The 21,730-nt window shown below is 72.7% G+C and carries 22 protein-coding genes; 12 read left to right on the top strand and 10 right to left on the bottom strand.

Features of this window, described 5'->3' with window-relative positions; translation table 11 throughout:
- Positions 1 to 46: 46 nt before the first annotated feature.
- Positions 47 to 685 (top strand): TetR/AcrR family transcriptional regulator, encoded by a 639-nt coding sequence (locus ACFYVL_RS12495; RefSeq protein ID WP_389243619.1) that lies wholly within the window; start codon positions 47 to 49, stop codon positions 683 to 685.
- A gap of 6 nt (positions 686 to 691) precedes the next feature.
- Here the strand turns inward: ACFYVL_RS12495 and ACFYVL_RS12490 are convergent, their stop codons facing one another.
- Complete coding sequence (locus tag ACFYVL_RS12490; protein WP_389243616.1) at positions 692 to 1,669, bottom strand: DeoR/GlpR family DNA-binding transcription regulator; 978 nt, start codon at positions 1,667 to 1,669, stop codon at positions 692 to 694.
- Between the two features lie 148 nt (positions 1,670 to 1,817).
- Positions 1,818 to 3,257: an NAD(P)H-quinone dehydrogenase gene (locus tag ACFYVL_RS12485; protein WP_389243614.1), complete on the bottom strand. Its 1,440-nt coding sequence runs from the start codon at positions 3,255 to 3,257 to the stop codon at positions 1,818 to 1,820.
- 275 nt (positions 3,258 to 3,532) lie between these two features.
- Here ACFYVL_RS12485 and ACFYVL_RS12480 point away from each other — a divergent pair, with 275 nt between their 5' ends.
- From ACFYVL_RS12480 to ACFYVL_RS12470, 3 genes are all read left to right on the top strand, one after another.
- Entirely contained in the window at positions 3,533 to 3,970 is a 438-nt protein-coding gene (locus ACFYVL_RS12480; protein ID WP_389243612.1) for a gamma-glutamylcyclotransferase, read from the top strand.
- A gap of 284 nt (positions 3,971 to 4,254) precedes the next feature.
- Positions 4,255 to 5,064, top strand: a complete 810-nt coding sequence (locus ACFYVL_RS12475) for a purine-nucleoside phosphorylase (RefSeq protein ID WP_389243610.1) — start codon at positions 4,255 to 4,257, stop codon at positions 5,062 to 5,064.
- A 311-nt stretch (positions 5,065 to 5,375) separates the two neighbouring features.
- The gene (locus tag ACFYVL_RS12470) at positions 5,376 to 7,049 is read left to right on the top strand and encodes a phospho-sugar mutase (protein WP_389243608.1); all 1,674 of its coding nucleotides are present in this window, start codon (positions 5,376 to 5,378) and stop codon (positions 7,047 to 7,049) included.
- A 127-nt stretch (positions 7,050 to 7,176) separates the two neighbouring features.
- On the opposite strand, the gene ACFYVL_RS12465 is transcribed toward ACFYVL_RS12470, so the two are convergent.
- On the bottom strand, positions 7,177 to 8,142 hold the full coding sequence (locus ACFYVL_RS12465; RefSeq protein ID WP_389243606.1) for an MBL fold metallo-hydrolase: 966 nt from the start codon (positions 8,140 to 8,142) through the stop codon (positions 7,177 to 7,179).
- 65 nt (positions 8,143 to 8,207) lie between these two features.
- Positions 8,208 to 8,804 carry a cysteine hydrolase family protein gene (locus ACFYVL_RS12460; RefSeq protein WP_389243604.1) on the bottom strand — a complete coding sequence of 199 codons (597 nt, stop codon included), beginning with the start codon at positions 8,802 to 8,804 and terminating at the stop codon, positions 8,208 to 8,210.
- A gap of 147 nt (positions 8,805 to 8,951) precedes the next feature.
- On the opposite strand from ACFYVL_RS12460, the gene ACFYVL_RS12455 reads away from it, so the two are divergent.
- A complete protein-coding gene (locus tag ACFYVL_RS12455) occupies positions 8,952 to 9,932 on the top strand; it encodes a GlxA family transcriptional regulator (protein ID WP_389243602.1) in 981 nt (326 codons plus the stop codon).
- A gap of 112 nt (positions 9,933 to 10,044) precedes the next feature.
- Here ACFYVL_RS12455 and ACFYVL_RS12450 read toward each other — a convergent pair whose 3' ends face one another.
- The 3 genes from ACFYVL_RS12450 to deoC are packed head-to-tail and all read right to left on the bottom strand — an operon-like array spanning position 10,045 to position 13,359.
- The gene (locus tag ACFYVL_RS12450; protein WP_389243600.1) at positions 10,045 to 10,968 is read right to left on the bottom strand and encodes an aldehyde dehydrogenase family protein; all 924 of its coding nucleotides are present in this window, start codon (positions 10,966 to 10,968) and stop codon (positions 10,045 to 10,047) included.
- Complete coding sequence (locus ACFYVL_RS12445) at positions 10,961 to 12,397, bottom strand: aldehyde dehydrogenase family protein (RefSeq protein ID WP_389244183.1); 1,437 nt, start codon at positions 12,395 to 12,397, stop codon at positions 10,961 to 10,963. The genes ACFYVL_RS12450 and ACFYVL_RS12445 overlap by 8 nt, the downstream gene beginning before the upstream one ends.
- Entirely contained in the window at positions 12,397 to 13,359 is a 963-nt protein-coding gene (gene deoC, locus ACFYVL_RS12440; RefSeq protein WP_389243598.1) for a deoxyribose-phosphate aldolase, read from the bottom strand. The genes ACFYVL_RS12445 and deoC overlap by 1 nt, the downstream gene beginning before the upstream one ends.
- Before the next feature lie 213 nt (positions 13,360 to 13,572).
- On the opposite strand from deoC, the gene ACFYVL_RS12435 reads away from it, so the two are divergent.
- Positions 13,573 to 14,370: a PH domain-containing protein gene (locus ACFYVL_RS12435; protein ID WP_389243595.1), complete on the top strand. Its 798-nt coding sequence runs from the start codon at positions 13,573 to 13,575 to the stop codon at positions 14,368 to 14,370.
- 365 nt (positions 14,371 to 14,735) lie between these two features.
- Here the strand turns inward: ACFYVL_RS12435 and ACFYVL_RS12430 are convergent, their stop codons facing one another.
- Complete coding sequence (locus tag ACFYVL_RS12430) at positions 14,736 to 15,125, bottom strand: hypothetical protein (RefSeq protein ID WP_389243593.1); 390 nt, start codon at positions 15,123 to 15,125, stop codon at positions 14,736 to 14,738.
- Positions 15,126 to 15,290: 165 nt separating this feature from the next.
- On the opposite strand from ACFYVL_RS12430, the gene ACFYVL_RS12425 reads away from it, so the two are divergent.
- Positions 15,291 to 15,959, top strand: a complete 669-nt coding sequence (locus ACFYVL_RS12425; protein ID WP_389243592.1) for a uridine kinase — start codon at positions 15,291 to 15,293, stop codon at positions 15,957 to 15,959.
- A gap of 349 nt (positions 15,960 to 16,308) precedes the next feature.
- Here ACFYVL_RS12425 and ACFYVL_RS12420 read toward each other — a convergent pair whose 3' ends face one another.
- The gene (locus ACFYVL_RS12420; RefSeq protein ID WP_389243590.1) at positions 16,309 to 17,133 is read right to left on the bottom strand and encodes a SigE family RNA polymerase sigma factor; all 825 of its coding nucleotides are present in this window, start codon (positions 17,131 to 17,133) and stop codon (positions 16,309 to 16,311) included.
- Positions 17,134 to 17,357: 224 nt separating this feature from the next.
- On the opposite strand from ACFYVL_RS12420, the gene afsQ1 reads away from it, so the two are divergent.
- The 5 genes from afsQ1 (at position 17,358) to ACFYVL_RS12395 (ending at position 21,285) form a co-directional block, all read left to right on the top strand.
- Positions 17,358 to 18,035, top strand: coding sequence for a two-component system response regulator AfsQ1 (gene afsQ1 / locus ACFYVL_RS12415; RefSeq protein WP_185028289.1), 678 nt, complete (start codon positions 17,358 to 17,360; stop codon positions 18,033 to 18,035).
- Positions 18,032 to 19,579: an ATP-binding protein gene (locus ACFYVL_RS12410; RefSeq protein ID WP_389243588.1), complete on the top strand. Its 1,548-nt coding sequence runs from the start codon at positions 18,032 to 18,034 to the stop codon at positions 19,577 to 19,579. The genes afsQ1 and ACFYVL_RS12410 overlap by 4 nt, the downstream gene beginning before the upstream one ends.
- On the top strand, positions 19,579 to 20,262 hold the full coding sequence (locus tag ACFYVL_RS12405; protein WP_389243586.1) for a hypothetical protein: 684 nt from the start codon (positions 19,579 to 19,581) through the stop codon (positions 20,260 to 20,262). Before ACFYVL_RS12410 ends, ACFYVL_RS12405 begins: the two co-directional genes overlap by 1 nt.
- 160 nt (positions 20,263 to 20,422) lie before the next feature.
- On the top strand, positions 20,423 to 20,983 hold the full coding sequence (locus ACFYVL_RS12400; protein WP_389243584.1) for a VanZ family protein: 561 nt from the start codon (positions 20,423 to 20,425) through the stop codon (positions 20,981 to 20,983).
- A gap of 101 nt (positions 20,984 to 21,084) precedes the next feature.
- Positions 21,085 to 21,285: a PspC domain-containing protein gene (locus ACFYVL_RS12395; RefSeq protein ID WP_345228776.1), complete on the top strand. Its 201-nt coding sequence runs from the start codon at positions 21,085 to 21,087 to the stop codon at positions 21,283 to 21,285.
- 87 nt (positions 21,286 to 21,372) lie between these two features.
- On the opposite strand, the gene ACFYVL_RS12390 is transcribed toward ACFYVL_RS12395, so the two are convergent.
- On the bottom strand, positions 21,373 to 21,720 hold the full coding sequence (locus ACFYVL_RS12390) for an ATP-binding protein (RefSeq protein ID WP_389243582.1): 348 nt from the start codon (positions 21,718 to 21,720) through the stop codon (positions 21,373 to 21,375).
- Positions 21,721 to 21,730: the final 10 nt, after the last annotated feature.

Genomic DNA, 21,730 nt, shown 5'->3' with positions numbered 1-21,730 from the left:
GGAGTGCGGGCCTTCCGCCGTTCCGGGCCAATGGCATGCTGGGCGCATGGCGACCACCAGTCCCCCCACCCACCCCGCCGTCCCCACCCCTCGCCCCATGCGCGCGGACGCCCGGCGCAACTACGAGAAGCTCCTGACCGAGGCCCGCACCGCGTTCGCCGAGAACGGCACCGACGCCTCCCTGGAGGAGGTCGCCCGCCGTGCCGGGGTCGGCATCGGCACGCTGTACCGCCACTTCCCGACCCGGCACGCCCTGCTGAGCGCCGTGTTCCAGGAAGCCGTCGACGAACTTCTCTCCCGCGCCGAGGAGTTGGCCCAGGACCCCGCGCCGTGCGAGGCGCTGGTGCGCTGGCTGCGCGCCATCATCACTCATGCGAGTGAGTACCGGGGACTGGCACGGGCACTGATGGCGGCCTCCGCGTGCACGGACGGCACCGGGGAGGGCGCGGCGATGACCGCGTGCAGCATCCCGATGCGCGAGGCGGGCACGACCCTGCTGCTGCGCGCCCAGGAGGCGGGGGCGGTACGTCCGGACGTGCCGATCCGGGACCTCATGCAGCTGACCAACGCCATCGCGCTGGCCGCCGAACAGTCGCCGGACGACCCGGAGTTGGCCGACCGGCTGCTGTCCCTGGCGGTGCGCGGCCTCCGCCCCCGCCAGGGGGGCGAGGAGGCCGCCCGGTAGCACCGGCTAGCGGCGCCGCATATCGGCCACTCTGGCCCGGTCGGCCGGCAGCCCCTGCTCGGCCAGGGCCGCCGCACTGCGCAGCTGCGCCCCCGGCCCGCCCGGATGGGTACGGCGCTGGCCCGGCAGGGGCATGTCCCGACGCTGCGGCTGTCGCGCCGGGACGCCGTCACCCGCGGGCCCGGCCCCCGAAGCTCCGGGCCCCGGCCCCGCCACCGCGATCTGCACTCCCTGGTCGGCGAGCGCCTGCAGTTCCGTGGCCGCCCGTTCGTCGTGTCCCGGCGGCTCGTCGGTGACGAGCCGGGTGATGACGTCGGTGGGCACGGTCTGGAACATGGTGTCGGTGCCCAGCTTGGTGTGGTCCGCGAGGACCACCACCTCCGCCGCCGCCTGCACCAGCGCCCGGTCCACGCTCGCGGAGAGCATGTTGGACGTGGAGAGCCCGCGCTCGGCGGTCAGCCCGCTGCCGGAGAGGAAGGCACGGGACACCCGCAGCCCCTGGAGGGACTGCTCGGCGCCGCTTCCGACCAGGGCGTAGTTGGAACCGCGCAGGGTTCCACCCGTCATGACGACTTCGACACGGTTGGCGTGGGCCAACGCCTGCGCGACCAGAAGGGAGTTGGTCACGACGGTCAGCCCGGGGATCCGGGCCAGCCGTCTCGCCAGCTCCTGGGTGGTCGTACCGGCGCCGACGACGACGGCCTCCCCCTCCTCCACGAGCCCGGCGGCGAGGTCGGCGATGGCCGTCTTCTCCGCGGTCGCGAGATGGGATTTCTGCGGAAAGCCGGACTCGCGGGTGAACCCGCCCGGCAGTACCGCACCGCCGTGCCGGCGGTCGAGGAGTCCTTCTGCCTCCAGCGCACGCACGTCCCGCCGTACGGTCACTTCGGAGGTCTGGACGACGCGGGCGAGCTCACGGAGCGAAACAGCCCCGTTGGCCCGCACCATTTCGAGGATCAATTGGCGACGTTCTGCAGCGAACACGAAACTGACAGTAACCTGAGCGGCCGATAGTTTTCAGCAGTTTGCGCCGAATAACAGAAGTTGGTCGCAAACAGCGCTCCGGAGTGGTATATGGCCGTCGGCCGGGGCGAGTTCAAGCCCCGGCCGGTCAACCCGGCACCGCGGAAGGTCAGTTCTCGCCCGTTGCCTTACGGGTGTGCAACTGCCGTGCCACCTCGGCGATCGATCCCGACAGGGACGGGTACACGGTGAACGCCTTCGCGATCTGCTCCACGGTCAGGCTGTTGTCGACCGCGATCGAGATCGGGTGGATGAGTTCGCTCGCCCGGGGGGCCACGACCACGCCGCCGACCACGATCCCGGTGCCCGGACGGCAGAACAGCTTCACGAAGCCGTCCCGGATGCCCTGCATCTTGGCGCGCGGGTTGCGCAGCAGCGGCAGCTTGACGCCGCGCGCGTCGATCCGGCCCGCGTCCACGTCGGCCTGGGTGTAACCGACAGTGGCGATCTCGGGGTCGGTGAAGACGTTCGAGGAGACCGTCTTCAGGTCCAGCGGGGCCACCGCGTCGCCGAGGAAGTGGTACATGGCGATACGTCCCTGCATGGCGGCGACGGACGCCAGGGCGAAGACGCCCGTCACGTCACCGGCCGCGTACACGCCGGGCGCGGAGGTGCGGGAGACCCGGTCGGTCCAGATGTGCCCGCTGTCCTTGACCCTGACCCCGGCCTCCTCCAGGCCCATGCCCGCGGAGTTGGGGATGGCGCCGACGGCCATCAGGCAGTGCGTGCCGGAGATGACGCGGCCGTCCGCGAGGGTGACCTCGACCCGGTCGCCGACGCGCTTGGCGGACTGGGCGCGGGAGCGGGCCATGACGTTCATGCCGCGGCGGCGGAAGACGTCCTCCAGGACGGCGGCGGCGTCCGGGTCCTCGCCCGGCAGCACGCGGTCGCGCGAGGAGACGAGGGTGACCCGCGAGCCGAGCGCCTGGTAGGCGCCCGCGAACTCGGCACCGGTGACACCGGAACCGACCACGATCAGCTCTTCCGGGAGCTCGTCGAGGTCGTAGACCTGCGTCCAGTTCAGGATGCGCTCGCCGTCCGGCTGGGCGTCCGGGATCTCCCGCGGGTGGCCGCCGGTGGCGATCAGCACGGCGTCGGCGGTGAGCCGCTCCTCGGTGCCGTCGGCCGCGGTGACCACCACGGTCCGCGAGCCGTCCATGGCCTGCTGGCCCTCCAGCCGGCCCCGGCCCCGCACGACCCGGGCGCCGGCCCGCGTCACGGAGGCGGTGATGTCGTGCGACTGGGCGAGCGCGAGGCGCTTGACCCGTCGGTTGACCTTGCCGAGGTCCACGCCGACGACACGCGCGGACTGCTCCTCGGGCGGGGTGTCGTCGGCCACGAGGATGCCGAGTTCCTCGTACGAGGAGTCGAAGGTCGTCATCACCTCGGCCGTGGCGATCAGGGTCTTGGACGGTACGCAGTCGGTGAGAACCGAAGCCCCGCCGAGGCCGTCGCAGTCGACGACGGTCACCTCCGCGCCGAGCTGGGCGCCCACCAGGGCCGCCTCGTACCCGCCGGGTCCGCCGCCGATGATCACGATCCGGGTCACGAAAAGTCCGCCTCGCGTTCGCTTAGTGCTGAGTTCGCTTGATTCCGCTGCGCCGCAACGCCCGCCCGGCCGCCTGCCGCCCCGGCCGGGGTACCGGGGGATCGCCCCGGAGGAGTGCAGTACGTACTTCATTGTCCCGCACGCGGGCACGGGCTTCGCCCCGGGGCCCCGCACGGGGGAACTCGGGCGGGGCCGCGGTCGTTGTTCCTGCCCCCACGGGTACGGGATCACCGGCGTTCCTCCGGGAGCGGCGCCCCTCCCGTACCCTCGGACGCATGTCGCTCTACGCCGCGTACGCCGGCAACCTCGACGCGCGGCTGATGTCCCGCCGCGCCCCGCACTCGCCGCTGCGCGGCACGGGATGGCTCAACGACTGGAGGCTGACCTTCGGCGGCGAGCAGATGGGCTGGGAGGGCTCGCTCGCCACGGTGGTCGAGGCCCCGCGCTCCCAGGTCTTCGTGGCGCTCTACGACATCGCTCCCATGGACGAGGACTCCATGGACCGGTGGGAGGGCGTCGGCCTGGACATCTACCGCCGGATGCGGGTGCGCGTGCACACCCTGGACGGCGAGGAACCCACCTGGATGTACGTGCTCAACGGCTACGAGGGCGGCCTGCCCTCCGCCCGCTACCTGGGCGAGATCGCCGACGCCGCCGAATCCGCCGGCGCCCCCCACGACTACGTCATGGAACTCCGCAAACGCCCCTGCTGACCCCACCCGAGCCCCCTTGGGCGGCGGGCCCGCCCGCTCGCTCCCCCGCCCCCTTGGGCGGCGGGGCCGCCCCCCGGGGGCGGAACGGGCGGGCAAGGGGGCGGCCCCCGGCGGAGCCGCACATTCACCCCCGCCCACCCCGGCAGAGCCGCACCCCCACCCCGGACGCCCCGCCCCCCGGACACCCCCACACCCCCCTTCGTCACATCCTCCAACGCAACAATCCCGTTGCCGTCCGCCGTGACATCTACGCGCGTAGGGCCGGACCGGCTACCCTCTTCCGCGTGAACGCATCTGTAATCCCGGACCCCCAAGCCGCCGCCGACGCCGCGGCCACGCGCCTGCGTGAGCTCACCGGCGCCGAGACCCATGACGTCGCCCTCGTGATGGGCTCCGGCTGGGCGCCCGCCGTGGATGCCCTCGGCGAGCCCGAGGCCGAGTTCCCGGTCACCGAGCTGCCCGGCTTCCCGCCTCCGGCCGTCGAAGGACACGGCGGCAAGATCCGCTCGTACAAGATCGGCGACAAGCGCGCCCTGGTCTTCCTCGGGCGTACGCACTTCTACGAGGGCCGCGGTGTCGCCGCCGTCGCGCACGGCGTCCGCACCGCCGTCGCGGCCGGCTGCAAGACCGTCGTCCTGACCAACGGCTGCGGCGGTCTGCGCGAGGGCATGCGCCCCGGCCAGCCGGTCCTCATCAGCGACCACCTGAACCTGACGGCCGCCTCCCCCATCATCGGCGCCAACTTCGTCGACCTCACCGACCTCTACTCGCCGCGCCTGCGCGCGCTGTGCAAGGAGGTGGACGAGACGCTGGAGGAGGGCGTGTACGTCCAGTTCCCCGGCCCGCACTACGAGACCCCGGCCGAGATCAACATGGTCCGCGTGATGGGCGGCGACCTGGTCGGCATGTCCACCGTGCTCGAAGCCATCGCGGCCCGCGAGGCGGGCGCCGAGGTGCTCGGCATCTCCCTCGTCACCAACCTCGCCGCCGGTCTGTCCGGCGAGCCGCTGAACCACGAGGAAGTCCTCCAGGCCGGCCGCGACAGCGCCGCCCGCATGGGCAGCCTCCTGGCCCGCGTCCTGGACCGCATCTAACCCCCACCCCCGCCCCCTCGGGCAACGGCACTACGCCGCCCGCCGCCTCGGGCGGCGGGGCCGCCCCCGGGCGCGGGGGTCCCCCCTGCTCGAACGAAGTCGAGAGCTTGGGGGAGGGCGGGCAAGGGGGCGGCCCCCGGCGGAGCCGAACAACCCCGCCCCCGCCCGCCCCCGGCCCCGTACCCCCGTCACCCCATGCGCCCACCCCCCGCACAAAACGGTCCCCACGCGGGTAGACGGGTGTCTGGTCGCGCACTTCCCCGCGCCCCTGGCGGGGCGCACCCACCCCACCCACCCCGAAAGGCGCCCCCGTGACCCAGGACCCGACCTCGGACCTCCTCGCCCGCGCCCGCACCTGGCTCGCCGAGGACCCCGACCCCGAGACCCGCGAGGAGCTGGCCAAGCTCATCGAGGCCCAGGACACCGCCTCCCTCGCCGAGCGCTTCGCCGGCACCCTCCAGTTCGGCACCGCCGGCCTGCGCGGCGAACTCGGCGCCGGCCCCATGCGGATGAACCGCGCCGTCGTGATCCGCGCCGCCGCCGGTCTCGCCTCGTACCTCGTCAAGCAGCCCGGCCGCCCCCGCTCCACCGACGACCTGGTCGTCATCGGGTACGACGCCCGCCACAAGTCCGCCGACTTCGCCCGCGACACGGCGGCCGTGATGACCGGTGCCGGACTGCGCGCGGCGGTGCTCTCCCGCCCGCTGCCCACCCCCGTACTGGCCTTCGCCATAAGGCACCTGGGCGCGGTGGCCGGCGTCGAGGTCACGGCGAGCCACAACCCGCCCCGCGACAACGGCTACAAGGTCTACCTGGGCGACGGCTCGCAGATCGTGCCGCCGGCCGACGCGGAGATCGCCGCCGAGATCGACGCCGTCGAGGCGCTCGCCGACGTACCGCGTCCCGACGACGGCTGGTTCACCCTCGACGAGGAGGTCCTGGAGGCCTACCTGGCGCGTACGGACGCCGTCCTGACCCCCGGCTCGCCGCGCACCGCCCGCACCGTCTACACGGCGATGCACGGCGTCGGCAAGGACGTCCTGACGGCCGCCTTCGCCCGCGCCGGCTTCCCCGCCCCGGTGCTGGTCGCCGAGCAGGCCGAGCCCGACCCGGACTTCCCCACCGTCGCCTTCCCCAACCCGGAGGAGCCGGGCGCGATGGACCTCGCCTTCGCGACGGCCCGCCGCACCGAGCCCGCCCCGGACCTGATCGTCGCCAACGACCCGGACGCCGACCGCTGCGCCGTGGCCGTGCCGGACGCCGCGGCCGAGGGCGGCTGGCGGATGCTGCGCGGCGACGAGGTGGGCTCGCTGCTGGCCGCCCGCATCGTCCGCAAGGGCGGCACGGAGGGCGTGTTCGCCGAGTCGATCGTCTCCTCCTCGCTGCTGGGCCGGATCGCCGAGAAGGCGGGCATCGGCTACCAGGAGACCCTGACCGGCTTCAAGTGGATCGCCCGCGTCGACAACCTCCGCTACGGCTACGAGGAGGCGCTCGGCTACTGCGTGGACCCCGAGGGCGTACGGGACAAGGACGGCATCACCGCCGCCCTGGCCATCACCGAACTCGCCTCCGAGCTGAAGGAGGAGGGCCGCACCCTCCTGGACCTCCTCGACGAGCTGGCCGTCACCCACGGTCTGCACGCCACCGACCAGCTCTCGGTGCGCGTCGAGGACCTGTCCGTCATCGCGAACGCCATGGCCCGGCTGCGCTCCGCTCCCCCGACCCACCTCGCCGGCCTCGCGGTGATCTCGGCGGAGGACCTCACGCAGGGCACCGAGTCGCTGCCGCCGACGGACGGTCTGCGCTACCAGCTGACCGGCGCCCGGGTGATCGTCCGCCCGTCCGGCACCGAGCCCAAGCTGAAGTGCTACCTGGAGGTCGTGGTCCCGGTCGCGGACACCGCCGGACTCCCGGCGGCCCGCGCGCGGGCGGCCGAGACGCTGGCGGCCGTCAAGCGCGACCTGTCGGCGGCCGCGGGCATCTGACCCGCGGTCACCGCACGCCCGCCCGGGGCGGTACGCGGGCACGCGACACGCCCGTACGGCATCACGAAGGAGCGCGGCACCGGAAGCGACCGGTACCGCGCTCCTTCGCCTCCCCCGTACGCCGCTCCTACCGGTTCAGCCACTTGGTGGAGCCGTCCGGCCTGAGGTTGACCAGCTTGTCCGCGACGCCCCGCTCCCGGAACGCCTTGACCAGGGACTTCATGTCCTCGGAGTAGATGTTCCAGCTGTCGGTGTGCACCGCGACCACCTTGCGCGGGTCGAGGTCCGCGGCGACCCGCGCCGCGTTCTGCGAGGTGAGCGTCAGCGGGGCGTTGTCGAGGATCGCGGGGGTGCGGGCGGCGCCCGCGAAGAGGACGGCCGTGTCGATCCGGCCGAACTGCTTCCTGATCCGCTTGCCGACCTCCGCGGCCACCTTCACCGAGGCGTTGTCGCCGGAGATGTACGTCGTCGGCACGCCCCGGCCGCTCAGGACGAAGCCGGTGACCTCGCCGTCCGCGCCCCGGTCCACCCGGTCGGGGCCGTGCAGGGCGGGCACGGCGGTGACCTTGACGGTGCTGCCGGACCTGGTCCTGATGTCGCGCGACTCCCAGTTCCGCAGGCCGGTGACGTGCGCGCCGAGGCGCTGGTGCGCGCCGGGCGTGGAGTACACGGCCGGGATGTCCTTCAGCAGCGCGCGGCCGGAGTCGTCGAGGTTGTCGTCGTGCTGGTCGTGCGAGAGCAGCACCGCGTCGATCTTCCCGATCCGGTCCACGCCGAAGGCGGGCGCCTTGATCTTCTCCAGGCCGCTCGGGTACTTCTTCGGCCGGTCGAAGGTGGGGTCGAGCAGCAGGCGGGCGCCGCCGATCTCCAGGATGGTGGTGGGCCCGCCGACGTGGGTGGCGGTGAAGGGGGTGCGGCGGTCGTGGTCTCGGCCGGACGAGCCCTTCGCGGCCGTCTGCGCGCTCTGCGTACCCCCGGCGGCCCCCTGCTGCTCCTTGGCGGAGGCGGCGCCGCCGCAGGCGGAGAGCAGGGTGACGCCGACGGTGGCCGCGAGGGCGGCCGAGGCGGTGCGGGCGAAGGTCCTACGACTCACGAAAATCCCAACTCTCTTACTCGATAAGGTTTTTGAGGTGTTCTCCGGACCGCTGCCGCGGGGCCTCACACCAGCGACTTGCCGTGCGGGACGACGACTCCGTAGAGGTCGGCGACGGTCGCCAGCGCGGCGTGGTGCACCTGCTCGGCGGGCAGTTCGCCGGCCAGGGTGGCCACCGGCAGCGGGCGGGTGGCCGACGCGTCGGCGACCACGGTGGGGCGGTTGCCGCGCAGGAAGGCGCCCTGGGCGGTGAACTGGACGCACATGTGCGTCATAAATCCGGCGATGACCACGTCCTGGTTCCCGGCCTCGTCGACCCGGTCGCCGAGTTCGGTGTCGACGAACCCGTTGGGGACCGTCTTGACGACCACTGGCTCGCCCTCCACGGGGGCCACGGCCGGGTGGATCCGCCCGATCTCCGCGCGGATGTCGTACGGGGTGCCCTCGCCGCCGTCGTTGATGACGTGGACGACCTTCGCCCCGGCCGCACGGGCCCGGCCCAGCAGCTCGGCCGCCGCGTCGAGCGCCGCCCGCCAGCCGTCCAGCTCCATCACGCCGCGGGTGTAGGTGTTCTGGTAGTCGACCAGGATCAGGGTCGAGTCCGCCAGCGTCGCGGGCGTCTCGTCGAAGCCGTTGAGCGCGCGCAGGGTGGTCGTGGACATGGCTGTACCGCCTCGGGTGTCGTACGGGGTTGAGGTGGCCCACCGACTCCGGTGAGCTGCGAGAACAACGCTAGAAGCGAGCACGCATGTCGGCAATGCCATCTAACATGCAGATACCGACATCGAAGCCCGGCCCGAGGAGCCCCTGTGAAGCGCACCGTCGTGATCGTCCTCTTCGAGGGGGTCGACCTGCTCGACGTGACGGGCCCGCCCGAGGTGTTCGCGCTGCTGCGCCGGGAGCTGGGCCCGGACGACACGTCCGGCTACGACGTCGTACTGGCCGCCGAGACCCCGGACCCCGTCACCACCTCCGCGGGGGTGCGCCTCCTGCCCGACGCCACCTTCGAGGAGGCCGCCGCACGCCCCATCGACACGCTCCTCGTGCCGGGCTCGGTGGAGGTGGACGCCCACGGCCGCGTACACGCCCTCACCGACCCGGCGGTGGTCGCCCGCGTGCGCACGCTCGCCGCGCGCTCCCGGCGGGTGACCTCGGTGTGCGTGGGCGCGCACCTGCTCGCCGCGGCGGGCCTGCTCGACGGCAAGCGCGCCACCACGCACTGGTCGACGGCCCGGCAGCTCGCCACCGAGCACCCGGAGGTCGAGGTCGACGCCGACCCGATCTTCATCCGCCAGGGAGACGTGTGGACGGGGGCGGGCATCAGCGCCTGCCTGGACCTCTCGCTCGCCCTGGTCGCCGACGACCACGGCGAGACGACCGCGCTGCGCGTCGCCCGCCAGCTGGTGATGTACCTCAAACGCCCCAGCGGGCAGAGCCAGTTCAGCGTCCCCCTCGAACCGGTCTCCACCACCCGCCGCATCGAGGACCTGCGGCTGCACATCATGGACAACATCACCCGCCCGCTCACGGTCCCCGACCTCGCCACCCACGCCCACGTCGGCGAACGCCAGCTCACCCGCATCTTCAAGACCGAACTGGGCATGACGCCGAGCGCCTACGTCGAGTCGGTCCGGGTCGAACGCGCCCGCAACCAGCTGGAATCCACCGACGCCACCCTCGAACGCATCGCCACCACCTGCGGCTTCGGCACCACGGACACCCTGATCCGCGCCTTCCGCCGCAAACTGGACACCACCCCGACGGAGTACCGGCAGCGCTTCCGGACGTAGCCCCGGGCAGGGGCCGCGGGACCGGGAGCGCGGGCCCTCGTACCCCGGCCCGGGTACGACGAGGCCCCCGTACCGCGGAGGTACGGGGGCCGGGGCGGGCGCGCGTGGGTCGTCAGTACGCCGAGCCCGAGGCGCCCAGCGAACCCGTCGGGTGCCAGACCGTCTTGGTCTCCAGGAAGGCCGTCAGGCGTTCCGTGCCCTGGGGGGCCGTCCAGTCCGGTGCGGCCGTCGGGCGCAGGACGCGCTTCAGGTTGTCCGCCGCCGCGATCTCCAGGTCGCGGGCCAGGTCGCTGCCCGCGCCCGCGCCCGTGAGGTCGATCGCGTTGACGTCCTGGTGCGCGGCGAGGGACGGAGCGATCTCCGAGGCCCTGCCGGTCAGCAGGTTGACGACGCCGCCGGGCAGGTCGGAGGTCGCCAGGACCTCGCCCAGGGACAGGGCGGGGAGCGGGGACCTCTCGGAGGCGACCACGACGACCGTGTTGCCGGCCGCGATCACCGGGGCGATCACCGAGACCAGACCGAGGAAGGACGACTCCTGCGGGGCGAGGACCGCCACCACGCCGGTCGGCTCCGGGGTGGAGAGGTTGAAGAACGGGCCCGCGACCGGGTTGCCGCCGCCCGCGATCTGGGCGATCTTGTCGGTCCAGCCCGCGTACCAGACCCAGCGGTCGATCGCCGCGTCGACGACCGCGCCCGCCTTGGACTTCGACAGGCCCTCGGCCTCGCCGATCTCCCGGACGAACTGCTCGCGGCGGCCCTCCAGCATCTCGGCGATGCGGTAGAGGATCTGGCCCCGGTTGTACGCGGTCGCGCCGGACCAGCCGCCGAAGGCCTTGCGGGCCGCGACGACCGCGTCCCGGGCGTCCTTGCGGGAGGCCAGGGGCGCGTTGGCGAGCCAGTTGCCCTTGCTGTCCTGCACTTCGTACACCCGGCCGCTCTCGGAGCGGGGGAACTTGCCCCCGACGTACAGCTTGTAGGTCTTGAAGACGCCCAGGCGCTTCACGTCGGACTGCTTCACGTCGGTCGACTCAGACATCGAGGTACGCCTCCAGGCCGTGGCGACCGCCCTCGCGGCCGTAACCCGACTCCTTGTAGCCGCCGAACGGCGAGGTGGGGTCGAACTTGTTGAATGTGTTGGCCCAGACGACGCCCGCCCGGAGCTTGTTCGCGACCGCGAGGATGCGCGAGCCCTTCTCCGTCCAGATGCCGGCGGAGAGGCCGTACTGCGTGTTGTTGGCCTTGGCGACGGCCTCGTCCGGCGTGCGGAAGGAGAGCACCGACAGCACCGGGCCGAAGATCTCGTCGCGGGCGACGGTGTGCGCCTGGGTGACGTTCGTGAAGAGCGTCGGGGCGAACCAGTAGCCGGAGGACGGCAGCTCGCACGGGGCGGACCAGCGCTCGGCGCCCTCGGCCTCGCCGGTCTCGGCGAGCGCGGTGATCCGGGCGAGCTGCTCGGCGGAGTTGATCGCGCCGATGTCGGTGTTCTTGTCGAGCGGGTCGCCCAGGCGGAGGGTCGAGAGGCGGCGCTTGAGGGCGTCCAGCAGCTCGTCCTGGATCGACTCCTGGACCAGCAGGCGGGAGCCCGCGCAGCAGACCTGGCCCTGGTTGAAGAAGATGCCGGTGACGATGCCCTCGACGGCCTGGTCGATGGGCGCGTCGTCGAAGACGATGTTGGCGCCCTTGCCGCCCAGTTCGAGGGTGACCTTCTTCCGCGAGCCCGCGACCGTACGGGCGATGGCCTTGCCGACGCCGGTCGAGCCGGTGAAGGCGACCTTGTTGACGTCGGGGTGGGCGACCAGGGCGGCACCCGTCTCGCCGTACCCGGGCAGGATGTTGACGACGCCGCGCGGCAGACCCGCCTGGCGGCAGATGTCAGCGAAGAAGAGCGCGGAGAGCGGGGTGGTCTCGGCGGGCTTCAGGACGACGGTGTTGCCGGTGGCGAGCGCCGGGGCGATCTTCCAGGCCAGCATCAGCAGCGGGAAGTTCCAGGGGATGACCTGGCCCGCGACGCCCAGCGGGCGGGGGTTGGCGCCGTAGCCCGCGTGGTCGAGCTTGTCGGCCCAGCCCGCGTAGTAGAAGAAGTGCGCGGCGACCAGCGGGAGGTCCGCGTCGCGGGTCTCCTTGATCGGCTTGCCGTTGTCCAGCGTCTCCAGGACGGCCAGCTCACGGCTGCGCTCCTGGATGATGCGGGCGATGCGGAAGAGGTACTTCGCGCGCTCGGAGCCGGGCAGCGCGGACCACTTCTCGAAGGCCTTGCGGGCGGCCTTCACGGCGCGGTCCACGTCGTCCTGGCCCGCGAGGGCCACCTCGGACAGGACCTCCTCGGTGGACGGCGAGACGGTCTTGAAGACCTTGCCGTCGGCCGCCTCGGCGAACTCGCCGTCGATGAACAGGCCGTAGCTCGGCGCGATGTCGACGACTGCGCGCGACTCCGGCGCGGGTGCGTACTCAAAGGTCATGCGGATCAGTCCACCGTCACGTAGTCGGGGCCGGAGTAGCGGCCCGTGCTGAGCTTCTGACGCTGCATCAGCAGGTCGTTGAGGAGGCTGGAGGCGCCGAAGCGGAACCACTGGTTGTCCAGCCAGTCCGCGCCCACGGTCTCGTTCACCAGCACCAGGAACTTGAGCGCGTCCTTGGTGGAGCGGATGCCGCCGGCCGGCTTCACACCGATCTGGATGCCGGTCTGCGCGCGGTAGTCCCGGACGGCTTCCAGCATGAGGAGGGTGTTGGCGGGGGTGGCGTTCACGGCCACCTTGCCCGTCGACGTCTTGATGAAGTCGGCGCCGGCCATCATGCCGATCCAGGAGGCGCGGCGGATGTTGTCGTACGTGGACAGCTCACCGGTCTCGAAGATCACCTTGAGGCGGGCCCGGTCGCCGCACTCGGCCTTCACGGCCACGATCTCCTCGTAGACCTTGAGGTAGTGCCCGGCCAGGAAGGCACCCCGGTCGATCACCATGTCGATCTCGTCCGCACCCGCCTCGACGGCGTCGCGCACGTCGGCCAGCTTGACGGGCAGGGCCGCGCGGCCCGCCGGGAAGGCGGTCGCGACGGAGGCCACCTTGATGCCGGTACCGGCCAGGGCCTCCTTGGCGGTGGCCGCCATGTCGGGATACACGCAGATCGCGGCGACCGTGGGGGTCGTGCGGTCGGTGGGGTCCGGGTGGGCGCCCTTGGCGCACAGCGCCCGGACCTTGCCCGGGGTGTCCGCGCCTTCGAGCGTGGTCAGGTCGATCATCGAGATGGCCAGGTCGATGGCGTACGCCTTGGCCGTGGTCTTGATCGACCGCGTGCCGAGCGCGGCGGCGCGCGCCTCCAGGCCGACGGCGTCGACGCCGGGCAGCCCGTGCAGGAAGCGGCGCAGTGCGCTGTCGGACGCGGTCGCGTCGACAAATGCGGATGCGGGAGCGGATGCGGAGTGGGACATGGTCACCACTGGAGCATATCTACGCGCGTAGCGGCCTGTACAGCCTGTGGACGGAAGGGAAGGAACACACTCCGCACCCCAAGGGCACACGGACGGACACTCACCCCCAAATCACCACCCTCTCCCCTCTCCCTCGCCCCCGGCCGGCGCTCCGCCCCCGCCCGGCCCGGTCCCGCACTGGCATCCGAACCGGCGTCGGGCAGAATCGGGCCCATGACAAGCACCGGCCCCTCCTCCCCCGCCCCCGACGGCCCCGAAGGCACCGGCGGTCCCGAAGGCACCGAAGGCACCGAAGGCACCGACCGGCCGACGGACGCAGCGAAGGACGCACCGGCGGACGGCGCGGCGGGCTCCGCCGCGGACTCGGCCACGGGCCCGGCCGCGGACTCGGCCACGGTCTACGCCGACCGGGTCTTCCGCTCCAACGGCAATGTCGTGTGGGGCTGCCTGCTGCTGGCGGTCGCCGCCTGGCTCGCCGTGGACGCGATGCTCAAGAGCGAGGCGCGCACGGTGTGGACGGTACTGGCGGGGCTGGTGTTCGCGGTGCCGCTGGTGGTGGCGTTCCTGCTGCGGCCCGCCGTGTACGTGAACGACAACCGGCTGCGCATCCGCAACCCGTTCCGGTCGATCGTGCTGCCCTGGGCGAAGGTCGACGCGGTCCGTACGGGGTACTCCAGCGAGGTCCTGGCGGACGGCTCGAAGTACCAGCTGTGGGCCATCCCGGTCTCGCTGCGCCAGCGCAAGAAGGCGGTGCGCAACCAGGCGAGGGCGGCGGCGGCCGACGACCCGCGCGCGAGCCGCACGTCCTTCGGCAGGACCTCCCCGGCGGGCCGCAGCGGGGCCAGGCTGGTCGCGGCGAGCGACCAGACCGTGCAGGACCTTCAGGAGATGGCGGAGGTCAACGCGGGGCGGGAAGAGGCGCGGGGGGAGGTGGTGGTGCGGTGGGCGTACGAGGTGATCGTCCCGTGCGTCATCGGCCTCCTCGCCCTCATCACCCTCCTCGCCACGTAACCCCTTGGGCGGCGGCGCCGCACCTCTCGCTCGCCCCGTCCCCTTGGGCGGCGGGGCCGCCCCCGGGGGCGGAACGGGCGGGCAAGGGGGCGGCCCCCGGCGGAGCCGCACACCGGGCCCCGCCCGGCCACGCGTCCGCACCGCACACCGCTGTGCCGCCGCACTCGTAAGGCGCGTCCGGTACGGGCTCACCGGGGCGGGCCGGGAGCGGAGAGGGCGGGCCGGGGTCGGGGGCCGCCCCCCGTGCCCACCCGTTCCGCCCCAGGGGGGCGGCCCCTGTGCCCACGGAGGGCGGGGCGGGGCAAAGGTGGCCCCTGGGCCCACGGGGGAGCGGGGCAAAGGCGGACCCTGGGTCCGCAAGGGGGTTAGTGGGGGAGGAGTTGGGTGGCGGGGCCCGCCAGGGGGAGGTCCTTGAGCGCCCCGCCCTGCGAGATCGCCCCCGTCACCACCTCCGTCGACACCGGCTTGAAGTCCGCCACCTGCGTCCCCACCGCATTGTTCAGCGGGTCCGCCTCGGTCCCCGCCAGCGGGTCCAGCCGCATGTGCGTCACCGGACCCAGCCCCGACGAAGCGGACTGCTGGAGCGCCCCCAGCAGCACCTGGTCCGGGGCCGTGGGCGCGGCCGGCGGCGGAACGGCCGGGGCCGCCTGGGCCGCTCCGGCTCCCGCCGCGAGGGCCGCTCCGACCGCGGTCACCGCGAGACCGGCCTGGAGCAGGGCGCGGCGCTGGGGGCTGGGATGTGCGTGACGTGCCATGAGGTGAACTACCCATCTGCGTATCGGCGTGACGGTGCGGCGCACGACGCGAGCGAACGAAGCGCGTGATCGTGCGCACACGCAGAGTAGTTGAGTCGCGCATCCGAAGCCCGCACCGTCGCCCGGGGAGACCCGCCGGGGGTCGATGCCGCACACTTGTCTCCCGTGAGCTCTTCTCCCATATCCGCCCGCGTCGTCCTCCTCGCAGGCCCTTCCGGCTCCGGAAAGTCGTCCCTCGCCGCCCGTGCGGGCCTGCCCGTGCTGCGGCTGGACGACTTCTACAAGGAGGCCGGTGACCCGACGCTGCCGCAGCTGACGGGGGCCGGGGACACCGACTGGGACTCCCCGCTGTCGTGGGACGCGGACGTGGCGGTCGCCGCGATCGAGCGGCTCTGCCGGACCGGGCGCACCACCGTTCCGGTGTACGACATCTCCACCAGCTCACGGGTGGACGAGGAGGCGCTCGACATCGAGCGCACGCCCCTGTTCATCGCGGAGGGCATCTTCGCGGCGGACATCGTGTCCCGCTGCCGGGAACTGGGACTGCTGGCGGACGCGCTGTGCCTGCGCGGCCGGCCGTCGACCACGTTCCGACGCCGGCTGGCCCGCGATCTGCGCGAGGGCCGCAAGTCGGTGCCGGTGCTGCTGCGCCGCGGCTGGCGGCTGATGCGGCTGGAGCGGGGCATCGTGGCCCGTCAGGTGGCGCTGGGCGCGCACCCCTGCGGCAAGGACGAGGCCCTGGGCCGGCTCGCCGCGGCAGCCGCGGGACGCTGCCCCGGCGCCGTCCCCCGGGCCACCCGCCCCGAATCCGCGACCGCCGAACACGCGGCCTAGCGCAACAGGGCCCCCGGACCGCCCCGTACACGCACCGAAACCCGCACGCGCGGCGGAACACGCACGCCCACGGACACCCGTACATCCGCCGACCCCGTACGCCCACGGACACCCGCACGTCCACCGAACCCGGTACGCCCAACGGACACCCGTACACCCACGGATTCACCCCCACACACGCGGAAAGCGGGACTTCACCCCCACACACGCGAAAAGCGGGACCTCGTCAGACCCCCCGGCCGACGTGATCCCGCTCCGCATCCCCCGTGCTTCCGCCGTCTCCCCCGACACGGCGGTTCCCCCGTGGCCCTTGGACGACCAGCCGACGTCCCCGGGCACCACACGCCCTTCAGGCGACCAGCTCGCCGAAGGACTCCTCCTCGTCACGGCCGAAGCTGAGGACCTCGTCCTCGCGCAGCCGGCGGAGCGACCGCCAGATGCTGGACTTCACCGTGCCGACACTGATGTCGAGGATGTCCGCGATCTCCGGATCGGTGCGGCCCTCGTAGTAGCGCAGGACGAGCATCGTGCGCTGGAGTTCGGGGAGGCGTGCCAGGGCCTGCCACAGGACCGCGCGCAGTTCGGTGCCGCGCATCGCGTCCGTGTCGCCGACCGTCTCCGGCAGCTCCTCCGTCGGGTACTCGTTCAGCTTGCGGCGGCGCCACTGGCTGATGTGCAGGTTGGTCATGGTGCGGCGGAGGTAACCCCCGACCGCCGCCTTGTCGCTGATCCTGTCCCAGGCGCGGTACGTCGAGAAGAGGGCGCTCTGCAGCAGGTCCTCGGCCTCGAAGCGGTCGCCGGTCAGGTGGTAGGCGGTCGCGTACAGGGAGGCGCGGCGCTCCTGGACGTAGGCGGTGAACTCCGCCTCCGCCGCCGTCGCGTGCGCCCGCTCCCCCGAGCCCTCCCCGTACGTCGCCCGTGCTGCCGACGCTCCCCCGAGCGTCCCCCCGGCAGCTTCCCCGGTCCCCCCGGTGTTCCCCCCCGTGGCCCCCCCGGTGTTCCCCCCCGGCACGTCCACGATCGTCATGTACTGGCTGTACATGGACGACCGCTGACGCCCGGCGCCGCGACCGCACCCCCGCCCGGTCACAGCACCGGACTTCTCGATGCTCCGTACGACGTCGTGGAGACGCGTGACAACTGCGCTTGAGTTGGTGCTGTGCAGTGCGTTCATCTCGCGCCCCCCGTCGGTGGAGTCCGTATCGGTCCGTGTGCAGAAGACTTTGCCCGCGCAGTTTCATGGGGCTGTCCGGCGACTGTCACAGGCGCGTCACAGGGGTCGGAAAAGCCTCAAGTCCAAGCGGAACGGGCCGTTCGCACCCCCTGCGACATGGGGCTTGAGCGATGGGAGCGCTCCAACTGTCGAACTCGTACGCCCCCATGGGCCAGAATGAGCGGGTGCCCTTCCTGTTGCTGATCGAGGACGACGACGCCATCCGTACGGCGCTTGAGCTGTCGCTCACGCGCCAGGGACACCGTGTTGCCACGGCGGCAACCGGTGAGGACGGTTTGAAACTGCTGCGCGAACAACGGCCCGATCTGATCGTGCTGGACGTGATGCTGCCCGGAATCGACGGTTTCGAGGTGTGCCGCCGGATCAGACGGACGGACCAGTTGCCGATCATCCTGCTGACCGCGCGCAGTGACGACATCGACGTCGTGGTCGGTCTGGAGTCGGGCGCGGACGACTACGTCGTGAAGCCGGTGCAGGGCCGGGTGCTCGACGCGCGCATCCGGGCCGTGCTGCGGCGCGGCGAGCGCGAGGCCAACGACGCGGCGTCGTTCGGCTCGCTGGTGATCGACCGGTCCGCGATGACCGTGACGAAGAACGGCGAGGACCTCCAGCTCACCCCCACCGAGCTGCGGCTGCTCCTGGAGCTGAGCCGGCGGCCCGGACAGGCGCTGTCCCGGCAGCAGTTGCTGCGGCTGGTGTGGGAGCACGACTACCTCGGTGACTCGCGGCTGGTCGACGCGTGCGTGCAGCGGCTGCGGGCGAAGGTCGAGGACGTGCCGTCCTCGCCGACCCTGATCCGTACCGTCCGTGGTGTCGGCTACCGGCTGGACTCGCCTTCGTGAAGAAACGCTTGAAGCGCGCCCTGCTGGCCGGGCTGCGCTGGACCAGCCTGCGGCTGCGGCTCGTCGTGGTGTTCGCGCTGGTGGCCCTGACCGCCGCGGTGTCGGTGGCGGGGATCGCGTACTGGCTCAACCGGGAAGCCGTGCTGACCCGTACCCAGGACAGCGCCCTCAACGACTTCCGGCAGTCCATGCAGAGCCGGGTCGCCACCCTGCCGCTGCAGCCCACCCAGTCCGAACTGCAGACGGCCGCCGAGCAGATGGCGGCGATGAGCAGCAGCCCCGGTTACAGCGTGCTGCTCGTCGGCCGCACGGACGGCGGCAAGCCGGCGGTGGGCTACTCCGACCTGGACGCCTTCACCCTGGACGACGTGCCGGCCAAGCTCCAGGAGCAGGTGAACCGGGCGCAGCCGGTCAGCGCGGGCAACGCCTACCCGTACCACCTGTTCTGGGTGCGTACGAAGCTGCACGGCGGGACTCCGTACCTGGTGGGCGGGGCCAAGGTGATCGGCGGCGGGCCGACCGGTTACATGCTGACCTCGCTCAAGCAGGAGCGGGACGACCTGAATTCGCTGGCCTGGTCGCTGGGGATCGCGACGGGGCTCGCGCTGCTGGGGTCCGCGCTGCTCGCGCAGGCCGCGGCGACGACCGTGCTCAAGCCGGTGCAGCGGCTGGGGGACGCGGCCCGCAGGCTGGGCGAGGGGAAGCTGGACACCCGGCTTCGGGTGTCGGGCACCGACGAACTGGCGGATCTGTCCCGGACGTTCAACCGGACCGCCGCGCAGCTGGAGAAGAAGGTCGCCGACATGAGTGCGCGCGAGGAGGCGAGCCGCAGGTTCGTCGCCGACATGTCGCACGAACTGCGCACCCCGCTGACCGCGATCACGGCGGTCGCCGAGGTGCTGGAGGACGAGGCGGACAGCCTCGACCCGATGATCGCGCCCGCCGTGCACCTGGTGGTCAGCGAGACCCGGCGGCTGAACGACCTGGTGGAGAACCTGATGGAGGTCACCCGCTTCGACGCGGGGACCGCCCGGCTGGTGCTGGACGACGTGGACGTGGTCGACCAGCTGACGGCCTGTCTGGACGCGCGGGCCTGGCTGGACGCCGTCGAGCTGGACGCGGAGCGCGGGCTGATGGCACGGCTCGACCCGCGCCGGCTCGACGTCATCCTGGCGAACCTGGTGGGCAACGCGCTCAAGCACGGCGGCTCGCCGGTGGGCGTGTCGGTGCGGGCCGTGGACGAGGAGCTGGTCATCGAGGTGCGGGACCACGGGCCCGGCATCCCCGCCGATGTGCTGCCGCACGTCTTCGACCGCTTCTACAAGGCGAGCGCCTCGCGCCCCCGTTCCGAGGGCAGCGGCCTCGGCCTGTCGATCGCGATGGAGAACGCGCTGATCCACGGCGGAACCATCACCGCGGCCAACTCGCTCGAAGGGGGTGCGGTGTTCACCCTGCGGCTGCCGCGCGACGGGTCGCCCGAGGAGAGCGCCGACGGCGGCGGCGAGGACGCGGACGGCCGGGGTCCGGGCCGGGAGGAGAACTGATGGCACCGGGTACGAAGCCCTCTTCGGCGCGCCGCCGGGGGGCGCGGGCGGCCCTCGCCGTCGCCGTGCTCGCCACGCTCGCCGGTACGGCCGGGTGCGGTATCCGCAGCACCCAGGTGCCGGTGGACGCGGGGCCCGCACCGTCCCGGGTGTCCTGCGACGTCCCCGGGGTGAAGGAGGCCGACCGGTCGGAGGCGGGCAGTACGGTCCGGGTCTTCCTGGTGTGCGGGGCGGGGCTGGTCTCCGTGCAGCGGGTGGTGAACGTGTCCTCGGAGAAGATGGCGGCGGACCGGATGCGGGCCGCGCAGGCGCTCCTCGACGAGTTGCAGGAGGAGCCCTCGGAGGAGGAGCAGCAGGCCGGATTCAGCACGGACGTGCGCGGTTCGCTGACGGTGTCGGGGCCCCGGTCCGGCGATCCGGCCGAGACGCTGCGGCTCAGCCGCCAGCCCGACGACCTGCCGCCGCACGCGCTGGCCCAGATCGTCTGTACGTACTCGGGGAGCGCGGCGGACGACGGCGGCGGTTCGGTGGAGCTGGGCGGTCCGTCCGAGGATCCGCCGCGGAAGTACCAGTGCACGGCGGCGCTGAAGGCGCGGCCCGAGGGCGTGCCGGCCCTGGGCGACCTGCGGCCCTCGCCGTCGGCCCCGGCGGCGCCCTCGGGGTCGGCTCCGCAGCTGCCGTGACGCGTCCGGCGGGGCGTCCTGCTCCCGCCGGGCGGGCCGCCGACCTGGGTGTACACGGACAAGCGTGTCAATAAACCTGCGGGCGGCCGTGGGGCGAACCTTCCGGGTCCTCTTCGGTCCGCGCGGAACCGATCCGCGCACGCCCCGCGTCTTGGGGGGCGTGCGTCCAGGTCTGAGCGGCAGTGCCGTCATCCGCTTCCGCGTGGCGGGGAGTCTCCTCCTCCTCACGCATCTCCTGCTCGTGGCTTGGGTGACCCTGCGTCCCCTCGACGACGTGCTCTGGGTGACCGCACCCAATCTCCAGCCGCTGGCCGGCATCCGGGCCGACCTGGCGCTCGGCCCCGTGGAGGCGGCCCGCCGGATCGGTGAGGGGCTGCTGCTGCTCGCGCCGCTCGGGGTGCTGCTGCCGATGGCGGGCGGGCGGCTGTTCGCGTCGCCGTTCGTCTCCCTGCTCCGTACGGTGGCGGCCGGGGCGATGCTGTCGCTGGGCATCGAGCTGTGGCAGACGGGGGTGCCCGGTCAGGTGGTGGACGTGGACTCGCTGCTGCTGAACACCGTGGGGATCGCACTGGCCCACCTCGCCGTCGTACCGCTGACGCGGGCGCGGCTGCGTCGCAGGTGGACGGCGGCTCGTACTCGGGTAGGGGGTGCTCCCCTTACTAAAGAGGAGGCCCGGACCGGGGGTACCCCGAGGATTACCAGGGTCGGCGTCGCCCCGTAGAGCGATGCGGGAGGGGCCGGTTCCCGGGGACCATGGATACATCGGGAGCCCACTACGGAGGTTCCCCCACTGAGCCTCTGATGCTCGCGAAGGAGCCCGCCATGACCGCACTTGTCCGCCCCCGCGACGGCCGTGTGATCGGCGGAGTGTGCGCAGCGCTGGCACGGCGCTTCGGCACCTCCGCGACCACGATGCGCGTGATCTTCCTGGCGTCGTGCCTGCTGCCGGGTCCGCAGTTCCTGATCTACCTGGGTCTGTGGATCTTCCTGCCGGGCGAGAAGACGTCGAAGACCGCCTGGTAACGACCACCGACGACGAAGTAAGCGAAAGGGGCGCTCCACCCGGATGCCGGGTGGAGCGCCCCTTTCGTGTACGCGGTCGGCCGCGGGTCAGGCGCCGACGCCCGGGAGCGCACCGGTGGGCAGACCCTGGGTGGGGAGGCCCTGGGTCGGCAGGCCGCCGAGGAGGCCCTTGACGGGGTCCGCGCTGTCACCGGCGGGCATGGCGGCGTTCTGGGTGCTCCTGCCGAGGGCTTCCTGGCCGCCCTTCAGCGCCTCCGGGGCGCCGGCGGGGAGGGCGGTGGCGACCTGGTCGACCGGCACGGCGGCCGTGACGGCGCCGAGCGCACCGGCCGCGTCCGGGAGGCCGGGGGCCGCGGCGGCGGAACCGGCGGCAGCGGCGACGAAGGCCGCGCCGAGAGCGGCGACACCGAGGGTCTTGCCAGCAGACTGCTTCATGAAAACAACG

Origin of the sequence: Streptomyces sp. NPDC004111 (assembly GCF_042874215.1) — a bacterium.
Lineage (GTDB): Bacteria > Actinomycetota > Actinomycetes > Streptomycetales > Streptomycetaceae > Streptomyces.
Note: the sequence above shows the minus strand (reverse complement) of the source record. Positions and strands in the feature narration are given on the sequence as shown.